This window comes from Roseimicrobium sp. ORNL1, from assembly GCF_011044495.1.
Classification (GTDB): Bacteria; Verrucomicrobiota; Verrucomicrobiia; order Verrucomicrobiales; family Verrucomicrobiaceae; genus Roseimicrobium.
In genome coordinates, this window is sequence record NZ_CP049143.1 from 6,040,942 (window position 1) to 6,058,354 (window position 17,413).

The following is a 17,413-nucleotide window of genomic DNA, read 5'->3' on the forward strand; positions in this document are numbered from 1 at the left end:
AAAATGACTCGGGACTCAGGGATTGACCGTGGCGGCTGTGCTGCTGACCTCAGTCGCCTCTTCGGTGGCGGAAGCGGGTTTGCGGAATCGCACATAGTCCACCTCGAGATAGACTTTGAGCTTCTCCTCACCCATGATCGTCACTGCATCTGGGGCGACCTTGGACGCTGCCGCGCCTCCGGGAGCTGTAGGATCGGACGACTGTTCAATGGATACTTCCGGGTTCTTCTTTCGGGTGATCTCCTCACGCGAGGGGCCGTCCTGGCGCTCGTTCTCCACGCGTACCAAGCGCACTACCAGGAAGTGCGGCATTTTCACAGGATCGCACAGCGTATTGACGATGTTCTGGAACGGTGTCTGATCCGTGGTCACGATCATCTTCACCGGATAGCGGTCCAGCACGGGTTCGGCGGCCTGCTCCTCAGTGATGGCGGTACGCTTGGACTTGGACTTGTTGTCCTTCTTCTTCGGCTTCTCCGCTGGCTTCCGGTTTGCGGCGGTAGGCTTGGGCTCTACCGGGCGGTCCTCATTGGGCAGCTTGGTACGCTCAAACAGCTCCACGGACTTCACACCGGACTGCAGGAGAGTCGTGATCAGGCGCTCCATCACTTCGAGATGCACGCCCAGTTCCGCCGCCACTTCCGGGCTGCGAGGCACGTTGTTGGTGTAATCAGCAAAGCCCAGCGCAAAATCCGCCGGCAGGGCGATGTCTGCGCTCTTGGCCATCTGCACCACCGCGGTCGCCCGTTCCTTGAGCTTGGCCTGGAACTCCGTTTGGGACATGGGCTTGACGGGCTGCTGCACCTTCTCGCTCAGGAGAGCGGAGCGAAGCAGATCCACCTTGTCACCGTAGGCGGACACCTCGGCCTCGCGGGCCTCGGAGTTCTCCTTGCTGGGGAACACCTTCTTGCCCTTGAGAGACGCGATGGAGTCGTTGTTCTTGTTCCAATCCTCCATGGAGGTGGAGTACTCAGAATAGGACAGGTACAGCCACGCCCCCAGACCAAGGATGCCTGCTATCATGACGCCGAGAATCCCGGCCAGCGATTTGTTCTCTTGGACCCAGTTCATTACTTTTCAAATTTCATTCCTTGTACCAGCGGCATGCGGAACCTGAAGTCGTAGGCAAAACGATCGTCTTCCAGGCCTGAGTTCACCTCGGGCTTCACATCCGGGGGCGGCGCCACGAAAATGGTGTTCGCCTCCTTCAGCTTGTTGAAATAGTCGTACACCACTGCAGGTCCCTTCTCTTCGTTCTTCCGATACAGCCCCTGAATGCGCAGCTGGAACTGAGGCGCGGCGGGAACCGCAGCATCCTTGGCGTTCGCAGGCTGAGCGACCACTGGGGCAGGCGCAGGCGCCGGGGCACTCCCCGTGGAGGAGCCAGTCCAGAGCGGTGGCGTGATGGAGCTTTCTCCCCTCAGCACTTCAATCATCGTGAGCCAGATGAGGTCGGTCTCGAAGCGGTTGTTGAGCTCGCCGAGCACCTTCACCCAATAGGAACGGTCATTGACCGCCTGCTCGAGCTGCTGGCTCTGCTGGGTCAGCAGCTTCAGCTGCTTGTCCTGCTCCGTGATGGTTTGATCATGGCTCCGAAGTTCGGAAAGCTCCTTCGACTGGGTCGTGATTTTCTCCTGCACCACGGCATTCGCCCGCTTGAAGTAGAACACTCCCACCAGCAGCGCCAGCAGGGAGCAAAGCGTGGCCAGCATGAGGTACGGCGCGCGCTTGGCGGAATCCCGACGGGTCGTGACGGCATCCGGCACGAGTTCCACCTGCACGGGCGTAGCGCCCGCATGCCGCAGGGCCAGCCCCACCAGTTCGCCCATGCTCGGGGCATTGGCAGTCGCCTCCGCCTGATTGGCGCCACGGTCCATTTGCACGCCGCGGAGGGGATTGAGGACTTCCACCGGGAGATTGAACTTCTCCTGGAAAAACTCCGCCACCATGGAGGTCTGGGCGCCGCCACCGCACAGGAAGATGCGCTGGGGAGGCGTGCCGCCCTGCTGGGCGCGGTAGTAGTTCATGGTGCGCACAATCTCACCATGCAGACGGGTCATGGTGTTGCGCATGATCTTTGCCATGGCGTCCACCATTTCATCCGGATTGGGCTCATAGGCGCCACCCGGGGCCACATAACCCTGCGTGCGCTTGGCGTGCTCCGCATCACCGAAGGCCATGCCCAGTTCCTTGGCAATGGCACCGGTCACCGTGCTGCCGCCCACAAGGATGTTGCGGGTGAACACACGCTCATTCTCCACGAAGATGAGGTTCGTCGACTTGGCGCCCAGGTCCACAATGAGGGCACTGCCCTCCACATCAGGGTAGCCATAGCGGAAGGCGTTGTACACGGCAAGGGGGGCGAGATCCACCCCGATCGACTTGACCCCGCCGGCTTCCACCTGGTCGTTGACGTCATTGAGAGCGTCCGCCTTGATGGCCACCAGCGCCACTTCGCGCTCGGCTCCATTCCGCGGCCCGATGAATTCATAGTCCCAGATCACTTCATTGATCGGGAACGGAACGTTCTGACGCGCTTCAAACTCGACAATCTGGTCCGCCTTGTCCTCATCGAACGGAGGCAGCTTCACAAAGCGGGTAAACACCACATGGCCGGCGATGGCGTACCACACGTCCTTGCCCTTCAGCCGGAGCTTGTCCGCCAGTTCCAGCACCGCGACGCGAAGCTGCGGCAGCCGGGTGGCTTCCACGCCGGGGTCTCCATGCATTTCCGCGAAAGCGGCGGCCTTCAGGACCAGATCGCCATTTCGTGCCTTGGTGAATACGGCTCCACTTACCCGCTGGGAGCCTAGATTGAATACTGCAAAGCTGTTGTCTGCCATCGCTTTAAAATTGGGGGGCGGTTCAAAACATCGGCGACTCCAAGCTGTCAAGCGTCAGAGGCGCAGATCCATCCTCTACTGAACTTTCATTTCCAAATCGTAGTCACCCCACAGAGGCGCGAATGGCGTCTTGGCCTTGGGAAGAAGGGAACCGTCAACTGTCACGAAGTTCTCTGTCTTTTCCCAGAAAGGCACTGCTCCGGTGCTGATGTGGCGGGCTACTGCAGCGCCGTTCTTGTAAATCTCAACGCCGAAAGCGGAAACATCGGCCGGAGTAAATTGGTTCTTCTGGAGCAAGTTGGTCAGCGTGGCCGGGGAGACGTACATCAAGACGTGGTGCTCTTCCCTTTCCATGATGTTCAAGTACGTGGCCGAGGCCGTCAGCATCGTGAGCTTGCCCTCCTTGTTGCGCACGTTCAGAAGCACATAGAACTTGAACTCCAGAGAGTCGACCATCGGGTTGTTGTCTCCCGCGACCTTGGCCTTATCCACATCGAAGGCCACATCCAGCTCCATCCAGTTCTTGGGGCGGAAGCGCTTGTCCTTCACGTTCGGGACGGAGAATTGCGGTGTGTACTGCACGTCCACTGTCATGCCCTTGATCTTGCCCCGGACTTCTTTGGATGCCTCCACCTGGGCTTGGAGCGAAGCGGGGACAATGGCAGCGAAAGCTGCGGCGAGCATGCAGGTGCGGAGCATCATGGATCGTGGGAAAGTGGGCGTTTCAGGGACTCTCCAGCGATAGGCGGGCTCAAGACCCCTCCGTACGAAGGGTCCCTTTACCGCGCCAATTACCGGCGAATTTCTACCGTTTTAGCAGTTCCTCCGCTTCAACATCAAGCGTGGATTCCCAGAAAGTCGCGAAAGTAAGCGACAGTCTTATCAATGCCCTCATCAAAGGAAACCTTTGGCTCCCAGCCAAGAATGCGCTTGGCGAGCGTGATATCCGGCTGGCGCACCTTCGGATCGTCCACCGGCAGTGGGCGGAAATCGATTTTCGACTTGCTGCCCGTGACCTTCAGGATTTTCTCGGCGAACTGCAGCACGGTCATCTCGCCGGGATTGCCGATATTGCACGGCTCATGGTACGTGCTCTGGGAGAGCTTGTAGATGCCGTCAATGAGGTCGCTCACGTAGCAGAAGCTGCGCGTCTGGGAACCATCGCCGAATACGGTGAGGTCGTTGCCCTGCAGGGACTGGCCAATGAAAGCCGGCACCACGCGCCCGTCCTCCAGGCGCATGCGTGGCCCGTAGGTGTTGAAAATGCGGACAATCTTGGTGTCCAGATTGTGAAAGCGGTGATAGGCCATCGTGATGGCCTCGGCAAAACGCTTCGCCTCATCGTAACAACCCCGCGGTCCCACCGGGTTCACGTTGCCCCAGTACGTCTCCTTCTGCGGGTGCTCCAGAGGATCACCGTAGCATTCGCTGGTGCTGGCAATTAGGAATGTAGCGCCCTTCTCCTTCGCCAAGCCGAGCGCATTGTGCGTGCCCAGTGATCCCACCTTCAGTGTCTGGATGGGAATCTGAAGGTAGTCGATGGGTGAGGCCGGGGACGCGAAGTGGAAAATCAGATCCACCTTGCCTGGCAGGTAGATGAATTTCGTGACGTCATGCTTGATGAAGTCGAAATCCGGATTCCCAGCGAGGTGCTCGATGTTGCGCACGTTGCCCGTCAGGAGATTGTCCATGCCAATCACCTTGTACCCCTCCCCCAAAAGGCGGTCGGAAAGATGGGACCCAAGGAACCCGGCGGCTCCAGTGACAACGGCGGTTTTTTTCTGGCTCATAGGTTGATGGACATCAAAAAAATACAAAAGGCAGCGAGCCCGCGAGTAACGAGGGGGCATCCGCTCTTGCAAGCGAATTCCCCGTAGGCTGGGCCGTGCGTGCGCACCAGTCCTTTTCACCACGGATGGAATGACACAAACGAGGATGCGCGCATCCCGCCACAGGGAGCAGGCGTCGATGTAGCGCAGATCCGATGCCACTCATTCCGTGAAGCCGCTCCAAAATGATCGGGGTGAATGATGCGATCCCCACCACCAGCCACCAGACCCGGGCAAGCCCCGGATTGAGGTGCAAAGTCCGGTGGCGTGATTGCGCCGGGTCGCTTCGCAGCGTGTGTGCGAAGCCCACGGGAAAGGCAAGAAGACCACCTCGAAGCAATTGCTTGAGCTGGAGATTGATTTCTTGCTGGCGACCACCCATACTTTAGCAAGGCTAACAATAATTTCTGAGACTAAATAAAAGCTTAGACAATCTGAAGGATGCCACAACTGGATTCGTCAAAAAACTTGCTTCACAGCCCCCATCCTCTTGTGGTTGGGGCAGTTAGCACCGCCGAGACCCTGGAAGCAGTGGCGTCCAATCCGGCGCTCGCGGAAGGGTGCGACCTCCTTGAACTCCGTCTGGACTCGATCGATCTGGCCCCTGATGAGTCGCGCCCGCTCGCCCAGAAACTGAAGGTACCCCTCCTGATCACCGCCCGCCATCCGGAGGAAGGCGGGATGTACAACCTGGACCCCTCAGAGCGGGCCACCCTGCTGGAAGCCCACCTCGACCTCGCTGCCCTGATGGATGTCGAGCTGCGCAGCGCGCTGGAACTGCAGGCCGTGATTGCCAAGGCCAAGACCAGGAACGTGGGGGTTATCGGGTCCTTCCACGATTTTAATGCCACCCCTGGCGATGAAGTCCTGCGTGGCGCGGCGGATTTCGCCCTGCAATTCAAGCTTGAAGCGGTGAAGGTGGCCACGGCCCTGCAGAGCCCGCAAGACCTGGCCCGGCTCATTCAGCTCGTCGCGGCGGAAAAGCGCCTGCCAATCTCGGTGATGGGCATGGGCAGCCTCGGCCGGGCATCCCGTCTGGTGCTTGCCAAATGCGGCAGCCTGTTGAATTACGGCTATGTCGGCGAGTCCAATGCACCCGGTCAGTGGGCGGCAACCGAACTCAGAAAACTGCTGAACGCCCTGTAAGTGATGGTCCCCCGCGGCTCCCCCAGCCACACCTCCCCTACCCTGCCCCAACCAGGCTCCCGACTGCGCCCGAGAATCTCTCGCTGGGTGGCGCTGCTCCCTGCGCTGCTGATTTGCTCCTGCGACAATCCCGAAAAGCTCGACTCGGCCATTGAAGCGCTGAAGACGCGCGAACAGCGTGTCGTGAGCCGGGAGACTTCACTGCTGGAGCATGAGCAGACTCTCGCGGAAAGAGAGCGCCAGCTTGCCGAATCCGCCGCGACCCTGGAGAAGGAACGCCGCGAACTGGAAGCCCAGCGCACCCAGCTCCTGGCGGACGTCGAGAAAGCCAAACGCTATCAGCAAGCCCTCCTGCTTCGCGAGAAGCGCGGACCAGCGCCGAAGGTCGTGGCCGAGCGAGTGATGGTGATCGACCCAGAGTCCGACGAAGTGCTGCTGGAGCGCAATGCGGACCGCAAAGGACCCATCGCCAGCACGCAGAAGCTGCTCACCGCGCTGCTCGTGGTCGAGGGTGGCGACATGGACAACATGGTCACCATTGAGGATGCAGACACCAAATGCCCGCCGGTGCGCATCGGGCTGAAAGCGGGAGATCAGTACAGCCGCCGCTCGCTGCTTACCGCGCTGATGGTGAAAAGCTCCAACGACATCGCCCAGGCACTGGCGCGGGACCATGCAGGCTCGCAGGTCGCCTTTGCCGCCCAGATGAACGCCCGAGCGAAGGAGCTGGGCATGAATGACAGCCACTTCGTGAATCCCAATGGCCTTCCCGTGGAAGGCCAGTACTCGACCGCGCGCGATCTGGCGAAGCTCGCCAAGGCCGCCGATGCCCTCCCCCAGATCCGCGCCATGGTGTCCAACCGCACCTATGTTTTCAAGCGCCCGGACGGACGCGAAGAAACGCTGGAGAACACCAACCGCGTACTACGCTCCTACCAGTACTGCGACGGCATGAAAACGGGCTACACCAACCTCTCCGGCTACTGCCTCGTGGCCAGCGGCGAGAAGGAAGGCCGCAGACGCATTGTGGTGGTGCTCAACAGCACGTCCTACTCGGTGTGGAAAGACGCCCAGGCGCTGCTGGAGTGGGCGCTGCAGGGGTGAGAAGCGGGAGCGATGACCAAGGGCAAGCGCCTGGCATTTCAAAGGAGCGCGGACACTCTTGTCCGCCGTCCCTGACCTACCACCATCTTTCCTCAAGCAGGCAAGGCCGCATGCCACCAGCTGCTCCAGAATCGTCATCAGCAACTTCCACATGATGAAGGCGCGCTGCGCAACAGAACGGCGGACAAGAGTGTCCACGCTCCTTTGCCCAGTCGCTTCGTCCCTGCACGAGGACCCCTTCTTCAACTGTTGGCGGCATACGAACACACACCAAAAAGAAAATCCGCCCGCCAACCTCGTGGGTCATGCGGACGGATTGTTGAAACGCTTTTACAGCTGTTACCCTGTGATCACTTAATCTCCCAGCAGCCGCCTTCCGCGGTGCTGCGGGCGAAGAGGTGGTTGTAGGCCAGAACGGGATAGCTCCAGACCTTGCCGGCGAGGATGTCTTCGCGCTTCAGCTCGGTGTACTCCTTCGGGTCAGCCTTGATGAAGACCACCTCGCCCTTGTCGCTCAGGGCCACGAGATTGTCGCCACTGAGGATGAGCTGTCCGGGGCCGAAGCCGGCTTGCTGCCAGATGTCCTTGCCGCTCTTGATATCCACACAGGCCACAGGACCGCTGCCATATTCCTTGAAGCTGAACATGCCGTACAGGTAGCCGTCCTTGACGACCGGGGTGCTCCAGTGGTTGAAGCACTGATTTTCACGACGCCAGATCTGCTCAGCCTTGAGTCCGGAGCCGCTCTTGCTGATCTTGAAGGCACCGGCACCCACGCCGTAGCCTGCGGAGCAATACACGATGTCCTCATACACCACCGGAGAAGCCGCGGTGCTCACCTTGAAGGGAAACTCGGCGCGCCACAGGAGGGTGCCCTTGGCAGGATCCACCGCCACGAGGCCCGACTGGGTGAAGAAGATGGCCTGATGGATTCCGTGGATGTCCGCAAGAATCGGCGTGGCGTGGGTCATCTTGTCGTTCTCGCCCTTCCACACCACCTTGCCGGTGTTTTTGTCGAGGCCGAGCAGTCCTTCTCCAGGACCACCACCCGCCATCAGCAGGATATTGCCATCGATGACCGGAGAAGCGGCGTTCTGCCACTTGATCTGCACACCGGCGTTGTCCTTCATGACGTCGTGCTTCCAGACTTCCTTGCCGGTAGCGGCATCGAAGGCATAAACGCCCAGGTTTGCATCAATGGCATACACCTTGCCGTCGCTCACGGCAGGCGTGGAGCGAGGACCGTCAACACCCTTGTTGTCGGGCGTGCCGGATTCGCCACCGCCGTCATACTTGTTGATGATGGTGAGCGGAGCAGCCCAGACCTCCTTGCCGGTCTTCGCGTCAATCGCCACCAGCACTTCGGTGGGGTTGCCATCCACATCGCGCTTCACAATGGTGTACGCCTTGGCACCCGCGACCACGAAGGAGCTGAATCCAGCTGGGGTCTCTACCTTCCAGCGCTGGTTCAGAGTGGCCTTGCTCAGGTCCTTGACGGGAAGCGCGGGCGCGGAGCCGAGGCTGTTTCCACGGAAGGCCGGAGATTCGGCAGGAGCAGGAGCGGTGGTAGGAGCCGCAAAGGCGGTGGCACCGGCGACAAGCACGGAGGCCGCGGCAGCCAGACCGCCCGACGCGAGGATGTTCAGGTTCGCAGACCGGATCATGGTGGGATGGGATGGATGAATCGAATTTGGGTGAGCCTTTTATGAAACACGGCGTCACCTCGAACTGCAAGCAACGGTTCGCGGGGCGGAGGTCTTTCTGCGACTCGCCTCAACGACAGATCCGCTTTTGCAACTTGTGCCCTGCCCTCGACCAGCCACCTCCGCTCACCTCACTACACCAACTCGACCTTGTTTGGCGGGACTTCAATGTCCTTCGGGAGATTGGGAAACAGCTTCCAGAGAAGCTCGGGGTTTCTGCGGAGCCCAGTCCCATCCAGAAAGAGCCATTCGTTCGTTCCCTTCTTTCTCGCAGCAATCCAAAACCCTTTGGAGTTGACTCGCCTGCCACTCATTTCCAGGACACTTTCCCTTGGCAAAAAACAAACTTCATCCTGACCACTGGAGTAGATGGCGCTGGGCTCGCCCCATACCTGGGAAATGGTAGTCACCTCATCAGCAATCGACTCAGCCGACTGACGCGCCACCCTTTCAAATTCTTCGCGACTCACAATGTTGAAGATCGCAGGGTGTACGCTGGCGATGAGTGACTCCACCTCACCGCTGTCGAACGCAGCTTGAAGGGCCTTTGCCTTTGCCACCAATGCTTTCGTATCCACTGTCGGAGGGGGAGTAGTCTCATATGCCCTCTTGATAACGACATAGAGCATCACAATGAACACGAGCGGAAGTACATACTTCATCGCCGTAACCCTAGGAGAATGGGACAGAAGCCACAATCAAGAAATGATGTGACAGTCTCAGCCTACTTCTTCGCAGCGGCCGCGACCTTCTCTGCATTGAGCCTCTCGGTGTGCTTCTTCTTCTGCGCCTCGGTGACCTGCTTGTGCGTGTCCTCGCCAATCCAGATTTCTGTGCAGCGCGAGGGAGTGCCTGTCTGCTCACCGGAAAAATTCACCAGCAACACATCTCCCACAACAATGTCTGCTCCCTTCACTTCCTTGTCGCCTTTCCAGAAACGCGTTTGGGAATCAAGACGCAGCGTGCCGCGAGCGATGTCCGGCGGACGCTTCATGTCGCCGTTGTAGTCTTTCACCTCGGGAATCTGATAGGCCACGCACAGGAGCTCTCCATTCTGCTTGATCTCCACGACACGCACGGTGGTCGCATTGCGAGCCAGCCGGGTGTACTCATCGGTGACAAGACTGGCCTTGGTGAAAGCGCCTTTCTCATCCTGAAACAATGAGAACCGGCAGCGGGTGCCCAGTGGAATGTCCGCGAGTGTGGCATCGGCGTTCACGTACTGCACACCTCCCTCCGGAATGATGCTGAAGTCCACGACCTCGCCGGTGCCGTCCTTGCGGAACTGCCCGGTGCTCGCTGCGGCATCTGCCTTGAGCAGTTCACCCGTGATGACATGCTCGGAGAAAGGCGGCGGCTTCACGCCGGCCTGCAACTTGTACCAGGGCAGATCGCGATTGCTGTAGTCCGTGCGGAAGGGGAACTGCTCGGGATATTCCTTCGCCACATTCTCCACGAGTTCCTGATTCTGCATCCTGCCGAAGCCGTAGCCCATGAGGCTCTCGCCGTAGAACTGGTCCTGCGCTTTCCAGCCCTGAGCGAAGAGGCGCACCACGCGTCCCTTGCGGAAACCTTCCAGCATGTTCGGTACCGTCATGGTGATGCGCACACCGCTGCAGCCGTAGCCGGACTCGGGCACCTTATCCACGGCGACGATGCTTCCGTTCTCGCCATCCACGGGCGGATTCCACGTGCGCAGCTCTTCATTCGCCACGCAGAGGCGGGCGCTCTTCCCCACGACAAAATCTGCGCCGTACGTTTCCTTGAACGCTTTGGCATCGCCGCTGAAGAGCGTGACCGTCGCGCTCTTGCCTTCGGTCTTCTCGACCCAACCAGGCACACCGCGGGCTTTGATGAAATCCGTGTACTTCTTGCGCTGCGTTTCCGTGGCGAGCTTGTGAGTATCCTCCCCCACCCAGATGTCGGTGCACCAGCCGGGCTTGTCCGCGGTCTTGCCAGTGATGTTGTACAGCAGTTCATCGCCGGGCTTCAGGTCTTCCAGTTTTACCTGCTTGTCGCCCTGCCACACACGCGTGTCTTTCGTGACGAGTAGTTCCTTCTTGCCGAGGTCGTCCTGCTTCTTCTTGATGCTGTGCTTTGTGGTGAGCAGCTTGCCCTCCGCGAGTTTCGCTTCATCCAGCTTGTAGGTGAAGCTGTGGCTCGCATCCATGGTGAACTGCTCCTGCATGGTGGCCAGCTTCGTGAAGCCGCCATCCTCATCCTGATTCATGAAGAAAAGGAAGAACGTACCCAGCGGCACCTCACGCATGTCCACCTCGGCATTCAGATAACTCACATACGCATATGGCGGCATTGTGAAGTTCACCAACTCGCCCGTCTTCGTCGTGCGGAACTGTCCTTTGCGCAGGATGAAATCCACGCTCACCAACTCACCACCGATGCGGCGGTCCGAATGATGCGGTGGAAACTCCAGGTTCTTCGGCTGGTACCAGGGGAGATCCGCATTCGCGAAGTCTGTGCGGAACGGATAGCGCTCATCCTTCTTGGCGGGGGCGTCTTCGGCAATCGCGGAGGAGACACCCAAGAGGAACAAAGACGTAAGACAGACAAGATAACGATGAGGCATGGTGGCAGGAATGTAGAAATATAAATAGGCGGAGCAGTCTGGCCGCTAGGTTTGAAAACGTCTCACCAGACTCGCAGCGGCGGCGTGCCACTCGGACGCCCGAACCTCCCAGGCGGCATCCGAGTTGGCGAGCGCCTGAAGGGCATCCAGAGCCTGGTGCGCGGCCGGTTGCAAGGCTCTCACCGCATCGGTACGAGCGCTGCGAACCCATTGGGAAAGCGGAGCCGGAGTGGTGGTGTGGCCCCTGCCAATCGCTTCCGCGACAAACTCCAGGGCCACCATCGTACGCACGGCATCGTCACAGCACGGTCGATATGGCTTTGCCTTGGCGCCGAACCATTTCATGACTGCCGCAGGCTGAATCATCGGCGGTGCAATCATGCGCTCGAACACGGCGGAAAGCTCCTCCGTGGCTTCCTGCTTCAAGAACTGCCTCAGAACCTGGTGGGCACTGGCACTGACTTCATTGTCCAAGTGCCAGACAGTATATTCCACGGAAGACCTTTCATCCGCCCGCTCCTCAAAACGGGAAAGGGAGCCATCTTCGTCCAACACAAAATCACCTGCCTCCAGATCATCCGCAAACGCTGTCATCCAAGCCCGATAGCTGGAGGCAACCACTCCTCGATTGGCATCATCGTGGTAAACGGAGATGATTTGACCCACGGTTCCTTTCTCGCCCGGGTTCAGGTCAAGACACTCGTTATCTCCCGCAGCCTGGTAAGTGAGAGGTATCCAGTTCAAGTCATACCAGGAGTCCGAAATGTCGCCATCCGAGACGCTTTTGTTCTGGTGAAAGGAGCCCCCATCGACCAGTTCCTTCCAGCACTCCCACTCCCGCACCACACCCTCCAGACTGAGAAGGTCCCAGCCCGCCCACAGTCCGCATCCCGGACGAGCGCCGTCATGCACCAGGAATGAATCCATCACGTCCTGGGGAAACTCACACCCCAGACGCTTTTCGGCAGCGCGGATGTGCTCAAGCGTGGCAGGCGGGTTGAGGCCCGCGAGCACTTCGGGTGCATGCTCGGCGAGCCACTTATCAATGCGTAGCCACAGGGCTTTCATCCTGTCTGCTAAACGATCTCCGACACCGGCCCGAGGCTATCCACGAACTTCTCCGCCTGGATGTCCATCTTCTGCAGCATGGTGAGCATCACGTTGCTGAGACGCGCATTGCCGTCCTTGGGCTTGCCGCAGAGACCGCGCCACTCGTCGTAGCTCAGCGTGTAGTCTTCCTTCATGTGAGGACGGTTGTAGTCGATATGCTGGCCGTGCTTGAGGCCGAGACCGCGACCACCGGCAAGGAGGATGGGCAGGTTGCTGTTCGCGTGGCTGTGGCCGTAGCTCATGCCGGAGCCAAACATGATCATGGTGCGATCCAGCAGCGGCTCTTCGCCATCCTTGATGGTGCTGAGCTCATCGAGGAAATGCGCGAACTGCTCCATGATAAACGCATCGCTCTTCGCGAGACGGTCGAGCACGAGTGGGTCTCCATTGTGGTGGGAGAGATTGTGACGCGCCTGGGTGATGCCGATTTCAGGAATGGCCAGGCCGTTGCCTTCGCTGCCATTCATGTAAGTGATCACGCGCGTCATGTCCGTGCGCATCGCGAGAACCATGAGGTCGAACATCGTGCGCCAGTACTCGCCGGCCTGCGCCTTGGGCACGTCCTTCTGGAAGTGTTCCGTGACCTTCTTCTCCACAGTTGGCTTGGGAATATCCAGCCAGGCATCGAGACGCTCGGTGCGCTGCTCCACATCGCGCACGGAGTGGAGGTATTCATCCAGCTTGGTGCGGTCGTCCTTGCCAAGCTCCAGGCGCAGGGACTTCGCATCTTCCAGCACGGCATCCAGCACACTGCGACGCTTGGTAAGACGGGCGCGCTGCGCGCCGATGCCACCCACTTCTTCACCGAAGAGGCGGTTGAAGATCACCTTGGGATTGTCATCCGCGGGAAGCGGCACGCCATCACGTGAGAACGCCAGCGTGCTGGTGCCGAAGGGATGTCCCGTGCCCGAGGAAATCGAAAGCTCAAGCGAGGGGAAGCGCGTCTGCTGCCCCACCACTTCCGCCATCATCTGGTCCACGGAAACAGAGTTCTCATACTTGCGCCCTCCCTGCGCATCAATCTTCGCGCCGGTGAGCCAGGTGTCCGCACACACGTGCGCTTGTCCGATGCCGTTCGGGTGGTGCAGGCCGCTGAAGACGGTGAAGTCATTGCGATGCTTCGCCAGCGGCTGGAGCGAGGGCGAGAGCTCATAGTCGCGACCAGCCTTCTTCACCTGCCATGTCATGCCATTCACGCCGTTCGGGACATACACGAACACACTGCGACGCGGCTTCGCAGCGGCAGCCGCTGCAGCGCTCACGCGGCGCGGTGCCATCGCATCCAGAAGCGGCAGCGCCATGGTGGCTCCGAGACCACGCAGGAAATGACGACGACTCAAACGCCAGCGTTGGGAAAGGATGTTGGACATCGATAAACGGGATTCAGGTTTGTTGATAGGACGTGGCGGTGTTCCGACAAGGCGCGCAGAGGAATGCATAATACGTCCCTTCGTGCTCTGGAAAATCACCCTCATTCAGTTGGGCGATAAAACTCATCGTCACCCCACAATCCAGACACTTTGGATAGTCGGTGTCCTGCACCCAACAGGGCATGCCGCCGACCTGGGAACTCTTCAACTCCATGCACCAATCTACCGCTTGGATGGCGCGGCGTGGCGTGAGGACAATGTCCACATCTTTCCACGCAGGCGGCACCCAAGCCTCATTCGTGTCAGGGAGCCAGCCAGGGGTTGGAATCTTCGGATGCACTGTTGCGCCTCCGTGTGCATCAACTTTCGAAAAGAAGTGCCCGTAGCATGTACAACCGTGGCATGTGAGAACGGGCAAACTCGGGCCCTGAAATCCAAGGAAATCAAATCGAGCGTCACGCAGATCGAGTTCCAACATATAAGTGAGCCCTTGTCTACACCATGGACAGGCTTGAGGTGTGTTTGAAAACACCTTCACCGGCGCCGCGTTCTGCAACTCCGTGGCAGGAGATATCGCAAGACATCGATCGTGGAACAGGTTTCGCCGAGCGCCGCCGGAAGACTCCCACCCTGCCACTTCTGAATAGTCCGAAGGCGGCACTCGCAGCTCTGCACTCCATGCTGGTTTCTTACGGTCCCAGCCTTCAAACAGCGTTACGACCACCTCATCTCCGATCCAGGCAAGGGCGCTGAGTGCGTGGAACACACTCCCTCCATCTTGCACCATCTCTTTTGTGATGGCTTCACGAATGGCGGATGACGCGGAGCGAAAGATTACGGGCGGCCAAAAGTTAGCACTCTGCACCCACGCTTGTTGCAGGCCATCGAGACGGTAATCCGTCAGCACCGCCAAATGCTTGGCGATATCTTCAGCAAAGTCCTCTTCTCCATCGTGGAGAGCGGCGATTGCCTCAAACGCCAATCGTTCCGCGGCTTCTTTGTCCAAAGAATTGAACAGTTCCTCCTTGGAAATCGGCGGCGGAGCGAAAGTCACAAGCTCATCGTACTTGCGCGGCAATAGCATCAGTTTTGCGATTTCCACCGGGTCGGAGACTCCTTCGTAGGGATTCACCGTCCGATGATTCAACCTCACAAATTCCTCATGTTCCCGTCGCCTAATCGCACCAATGCAAGGCGCGCACAGTCCTCCATTGGCTGCCGCAGTGACCGGCAGGATGGTATTGCCGCACTCAGGATTGGAGCAAGGAACACGTTCAGCCATGGACTAACGCTTCTGGAAAAGAGGACTGGTGACGAGAGACTCGATCAAGCTCGCGAGCTGGTAGTCGCCGGTTTTGGATTCATCGGCGATTTGCTTGAGCTCTTCGCGGTCGGAGAAGGTCATTCCGCGACGCAGGGCGTAGGTGGCGAGCTTGTCGGTGATGGCCGCAGCGAACTTGTCGACGTCATCGACCATGAGCTTCCGGAGTTCCACGGAGTCGGCAAACTTCCGTCCATCCGGCAGCATGCCACTGGCATCGAGTTTCGGGTTGTCGCCGGTGCCATCCTTGGACTCTTCCACGAGGCGGAAGCGACCAATGGCATCGTAGTTGTCGAAGGCGACACCGAGGGGATCGATCTTGTCATGGCACGCGGTGCAGTTCGGGTCCGCACGATGCTGCTCCAGCTTTTCACGGACGGTGGTCTTCGGCGCATTTGCCACGGGAGTGGCCAGCGCTGGGACATTTGCCGGAGGCGGGGGTGGTGGCTTGCCGACGATGGCTTCGAGCACCCACACACCGCGATGCACCGGGCGATGCCGTGTGCCATCGGAACTGAGGCTGAGGACGGCGCCCTGCGTCAGCAGGCCACCGCGATGATACTCGGGCTTCAGCGCCACTTTGCGGAACTCATCGCCGCGGATGCCTTCGATGCCGTAGTGCATCGCGAGACGTTCATTGAGCATGGTCCAGTCTGAGTTGAGGAACTCCCGCAGGCTGCCGTTGCGCTTCAGGATGTCGGAGAAGAAGCTCAAGGTCTCCCCAACCATGCTCTGCTCCAGATTCTCGTCATAGTCGGGATAGAGCACCTTGTCCGGAGGGAACATGCCCACCTTGCGAAGCTGCAGCCACTGGCGCGGGAAGCCGACGGCGAATTCCTTCGCCTTTGGATCTGCCAGCATGCGGCGCACTTCAGCACGGAGGGTTTCCTTCTCATGAAGCTTGCCTTCCTTCGCGAGATCCAGCAGTCGCTGGTCCGGCGCGCTGCTCCAGAGGAAATAAGAGAGGCGCGAGGCAAGCTCCGAGTCCGTCAGCTTCTGCTCGGTTTTCGTGGCATTCCCCTCCTCCAGGTAGAGGAAGCTCTTCGAACACATGATGGCCGCAAGGCCGCTCTTCACGGCGACTTCGAAGCTGTCGCCCAGTTCCTGCGCTTTTGCGATGGGCTTGAGGAAGCGCTCGACCTCCGCCGGCTGCACGGGGCGACGCCAGGCACGCGACGCGAAGCGGGTCAGGATTTCACGCGCATAGGCGATGTCCTTCGTCGCCTTCTCGCCACCGAAGAATACCTGCTGGTGTGCATTCGTAGGCCAGGAGTCGACAATCGGACCATCCCACTCCACGGAGTCGAGAATCAAGGTGGGCTGGATGGGCTTGAAGTCATCGTCCGTCAGCTTCAACTGCCACGGCACACGGCTGCGCACATTGGTGAAGGCGTTCGGCGTACCGGAGTGGCGCGAGCGGCGGCCTTCCGGATTCGGCCCGGGGACGGAGTTGATGATGCGGATGGGATACTTGCCCGCCGTGAGATGCACGCGTGCCTCGACCGTGATGGGCTTGTCCTCGGCAGCATCGACATCCTGCTCCAACAAGGTTTTGTCGACGCTCGACATGTACACCTTGATGCGCGGCGCGCGTCCCCCTTCCGGGCGCAGGCCGCTGAGCTTCATGCGCAGGATGTATTCCCCCGTGGTCTTCACCTCCAGCGGCCAAGTGTCCGTGGTGTAGTTGTTCGGGACGATCTCAATACGCACCTGGTCCGCGATGCCGCGCGCCTTGTACTCCTCGGAAAATCCCTTCCACCGCATGTCGAAGGCACCCCAGCGAATGACATCTCGCTTCGGCTCCGGGCGGATGGATAGGGCCTCATCCAGCACCGCATCTGCCGCGGACAGATACTTTTCCACGTGCGCGGGCGAGAGCGTGAGCACCGAGCCGATGCGCTCGAAGCCATGCCAGTCCGGGTCCTCGGGCAAGCCGGTGGGTGCCTTCACATCGAAGTTCACGCCGAGCAAATCGCGCACCGTGTTCGCATACTCCACACGCGTGAGTTTGCGGAAAGCCACCCGCTCACGACCGGAGGCCTGATTCGCCGCTTCCGCTTCATGAAGCTGGCTCACGATCCACTCCGCCACCTTGGACACCTCCGCTGGCTTCGGACGGGGCTCATCATCCGGCGGCATGTCGCCGGAGTTGATGCGGTTCATGATTTCCTCCCAGTGAGCCATGGTCTTGGGCGACGTGGGATCCACCTTCAGCGTGTCGACGCGGAGTTCGCCCTTCTGCTTTTTCTCGCCGTGGCAGCTGTTGCAGTGCTCGGAGAAGAAAGGCTTCACCACCTTTTCGTAGTCTTCCGCTGCTGGGGTGCCGGGGCTTACCGCAGCGCTGAGGGACGTCGGCGCCAAACAGGGCAACATTCCGGCCGTGGCAGCGAGAGCGAGGGA

Annotated in this window: 13 protein-coding genes; 2 read left to right on the forward strand and 11 right to left on the reverse strand. The window is 59.7% G+C overall.

Annotation, left to right across the window (positions count from 1 at the left end):
* Positions 1-15: 15 nt before the first annotated feature.
* The 4 genes from G5S37_RS24280 to G5S37_RS24295 all read right to left on the reverse strand — a co-directional run bounded on the left by G5S37_RS24280 (position 16) and on the right by G5S37_RS24295 (position 4,633).
* On the reverse strand, positions 16-1,071 hold the full coding sequence (locus G5S37_RS24280; RefSeq protein ID WP_165207440.1) for an Amuc_1100 family pilus-like protein: 1,056 nt from the start codon (positions 1,069-1,071) through the stop codon (positions 16-18).
* Positions 1,071-2,843, reverse strand: a complete 1,773-nt coding sequence (locus tag G5S37_RS24285; protein WP_165207441.1) for an Amuc_1101 family PilM-like pilus complex protein — start codon at positions 2,841-2,843, stop codon at positions 1,071-1,073. The genes G5S37_RS24280 and G5S37_RS24285 overlap by 1 nt, the downstream gene beginning before the upstream one ends.
* A 75-nt stretch (positions 2,844-2,918) precedes the next feature.
* Positions 2,919-3,545 carry an Amuc_1102 family pilus-like protein gene (locus G5S37_RS24290; RefSeq protein WP_165207442.1) on the reverse strand — a complete coding sequence of 209 codons (627 nt, stop codon included), beginning with the start codon at positions 3,543-3,545 and terminating at the stop codon, positions 2,919-2,921.
* A 134-nt stretch (positions 3,546-3,679) separates the two neighbouring features.
* A complete protein-coding gene (locus tag G5S37_RS24295) occupies positions 3,680-4,633 on the reverse strand; it encodes a UDP-glucuronic acid decarboxylase family protein (protein WP_165207443.1) in 954 nt (317 codons plus the stop codon).
* Positions 4,634-5,113: 480 nt separating this feature from the next.
* Between G5S37_RS24295 and G5S37_RS24300 the strand changes: the two genes are divergently transcribed.
* Positions 5,114-5,818 carry a type I 3-dehydroquinate dehydratase gene (locus tag G5S37_RS24300; protein ID WP_206026126.1) on the forward strand — a complete coding sequence of 235 codons (705 nt, stop codon included), beginning with the start codon at positions 5,114-5,116 and terminating at the stop codon, positions 5,816-5,818.
* An 87-nt stretch (positions 5,819-5,905) separates the two neighbouring features.
* Positions 5,906-6,922 carry a D-alanyl-D-alanine carboxypeptidase family protein gene (locus G5S37_RS24305; RefSeq protein WP_165207445.1) on the forward strand — a complete coding sequence of 339 codons (1,017 nt, stop codon included), beginning with the start codon at positions 5,906-5,908 and terminating at the stop codon, positions 6,920-6,922.
* Positions 6,923-7,272: 350 nt separating this feature from the next.
* On the opposite strand, the gene G5S37_RS24310 is transcribed toward G5S37_RS24305, so the two are convergent.
* The 7 genes from G5S37_RS24310 to G5S37_RS24340 form a co-directional block, all read right to left on the reverse strand.
* On the reverse strand, positions 7,273-8,586 hold the full coding sequence (locus tag G5S37_RS24310; RefSeq protein WP_165207446.1) for a PQQ-binding-like beta-propeller repeat protein: 1,314 nt from the start codon (positions 8,584-8,586) through the stop codon (positions 7,273-7,275).
* Positions 8,587-8,759: 173 nt separating this feature from the next.
* Positions 8,760-9,287, reverse strand: a complete 528-nt coding sequence (locus G5S37_RS24315; RefSeq protein ID WP_165207447.1) for a hypothetical protein — start codon at positions 9,285-9,287, stop codon at positions 8,760-8,762.
* Between the two features lie 62 nt (positions 9,288-9,349).
* Positions 9,350-11,212 carry a hypothetical protein gene (locus tag G5S37_RS24320; protein WP_165207448.1) on the reverse strand — a complete coding sequence of 621 codons (1,863 nt, stop codon included), beginning with the start codon at positions 11,210-11,212 and terminating at the stop codon, positions 9,350-9,352.
* 45 nt (positions 11,213-11,257) lie between these two features.
* Positions 11,258-12,280: an SMI1/KNR4 family protein gene (locus G5S37_RS24325; protein WP_165207449.1), complete on the reverse strand. Its 1,023-nt coding sequence runs from the start codon at positions 12,278-12,280 to the stop codon at positions 11,258-11,260.
* A gap of 8 nt (positions 12,281-12,288) precedes the next feature.
* Entirely contained in the window at positions 12,289-13,692 is a 1,404-nt protein-coding gene (locus G5S37_RS24330) for a DUF1552 domain-containing protein (protein WP_165207450.1), read from the reverse strand.
* A gap of 13 nt (positions 13,693-13,705) precedes the next feature.
* A complete protein-coding gene (locus tag G5S37_RS24335) occupies positions 13,706-14,974 on the reverse strand; it encodes a hypothetical protein (RefSeq protein WP_165207451.1) in 1,269 nt (422 codons plus the stop codon).
* 3 nt (positions 14,975-14,977) lie between these two features.
* A complete protein-coding gene (locus G5S37_RS24340) occupies positions 14,978-17,386 on the reverse strand; it encodes a DUF1592 domain-containing protein (protein ID WP_165207452.1) in 2,409 nt (802 codons plus the stop codon).
* Positions 17,387-17,413: the final 27 nt, after the last annotated feature.

Coding starts and splice junctions, on each gene's coding strand:
- G5S37_RS24330 (WP_165207450.1), bottom strand. CDS start 13,692: ATGTCCAACATCCTTTCCCAACGCTGGCGTTTGAGTCGTCGTCATTTC.
- G5S37_RS24280 (WP_165207440.1), bottom strand. CDS start 1,071: ATGAACTGGGTCCAAGAGAACAAATCGCTGGCCGGGATTCTCGGCGTC.
- G5S37_RS24300 (WP_206026126.1), top strand. CDS start 5,114: ATGCCACAACTGGATTCGTCAAAAAACTTGCTTCACAGCCCCCATCCT.
- G5S37_RS24335 (WP_165207451.1), bottom strand. CDS start 14,974: ATGGCTGAACGTGTTCCTTGCTCCAATCCTGAGTGCGGCAATACCATC.
- G5S37_RS24285 (WP_165207441.1), bottom strand. CDS start 2,843: ATGGCAGACAACAGCTTTGCAGTATTCAATCTAGGCTCCCAGCGGGTA.
- G5S37_RS24340 (WP_165207452.1), bottom strand. CDS start 17,386: ATGTTGCCCTGTTTGGCGCCGACGTCCCTCAGCGCTGCGGTAAGCCCC.
- G5S37_RS24295 (WP_165207443.1), bottom strand. CDS start 4,633: ATGAGCCAGAAAAAAACCGCCGTTGTCACTGGAGCCGCCGGGTTCCTT.
- G5S37_RS24320 (WP_165207448.1), bottom strand. CDS start 11,212: ATGCCTCATCGTTATCTTGTCTGTCTTACGTCTTTGTTCCTCTTGGGT.
- G5S37_RS24290 (WP_165207442.1), bottom strand. CDS start 3,545: ATGATGCTCCGCACCTGCATGCTCGCCGCAGCTTTCGCTGCCATTGTC.
- G5S37_RS24310 (WP_165207446.1), bottom strand. CDS start 8,586: ATGATCCGGTCTGCGAACCTGAACATCCTCGCGTCGGGCGGTCTGGCT.
- G5S37_RS24325 (WP_165207449.1), bottom strand. CDS start 12,280: ATGAAAGCCCTGTGGCTACGCATTGATAAGTGGCTCGCCGAGCATGCA.
- G5S37_RS24315 (WP_165207447.1), bottom strand. CDS start 9,287: ATGAAGTATGTACTTCCGCTCGTGTTCATTGTGATGCTCTATGTCGTT.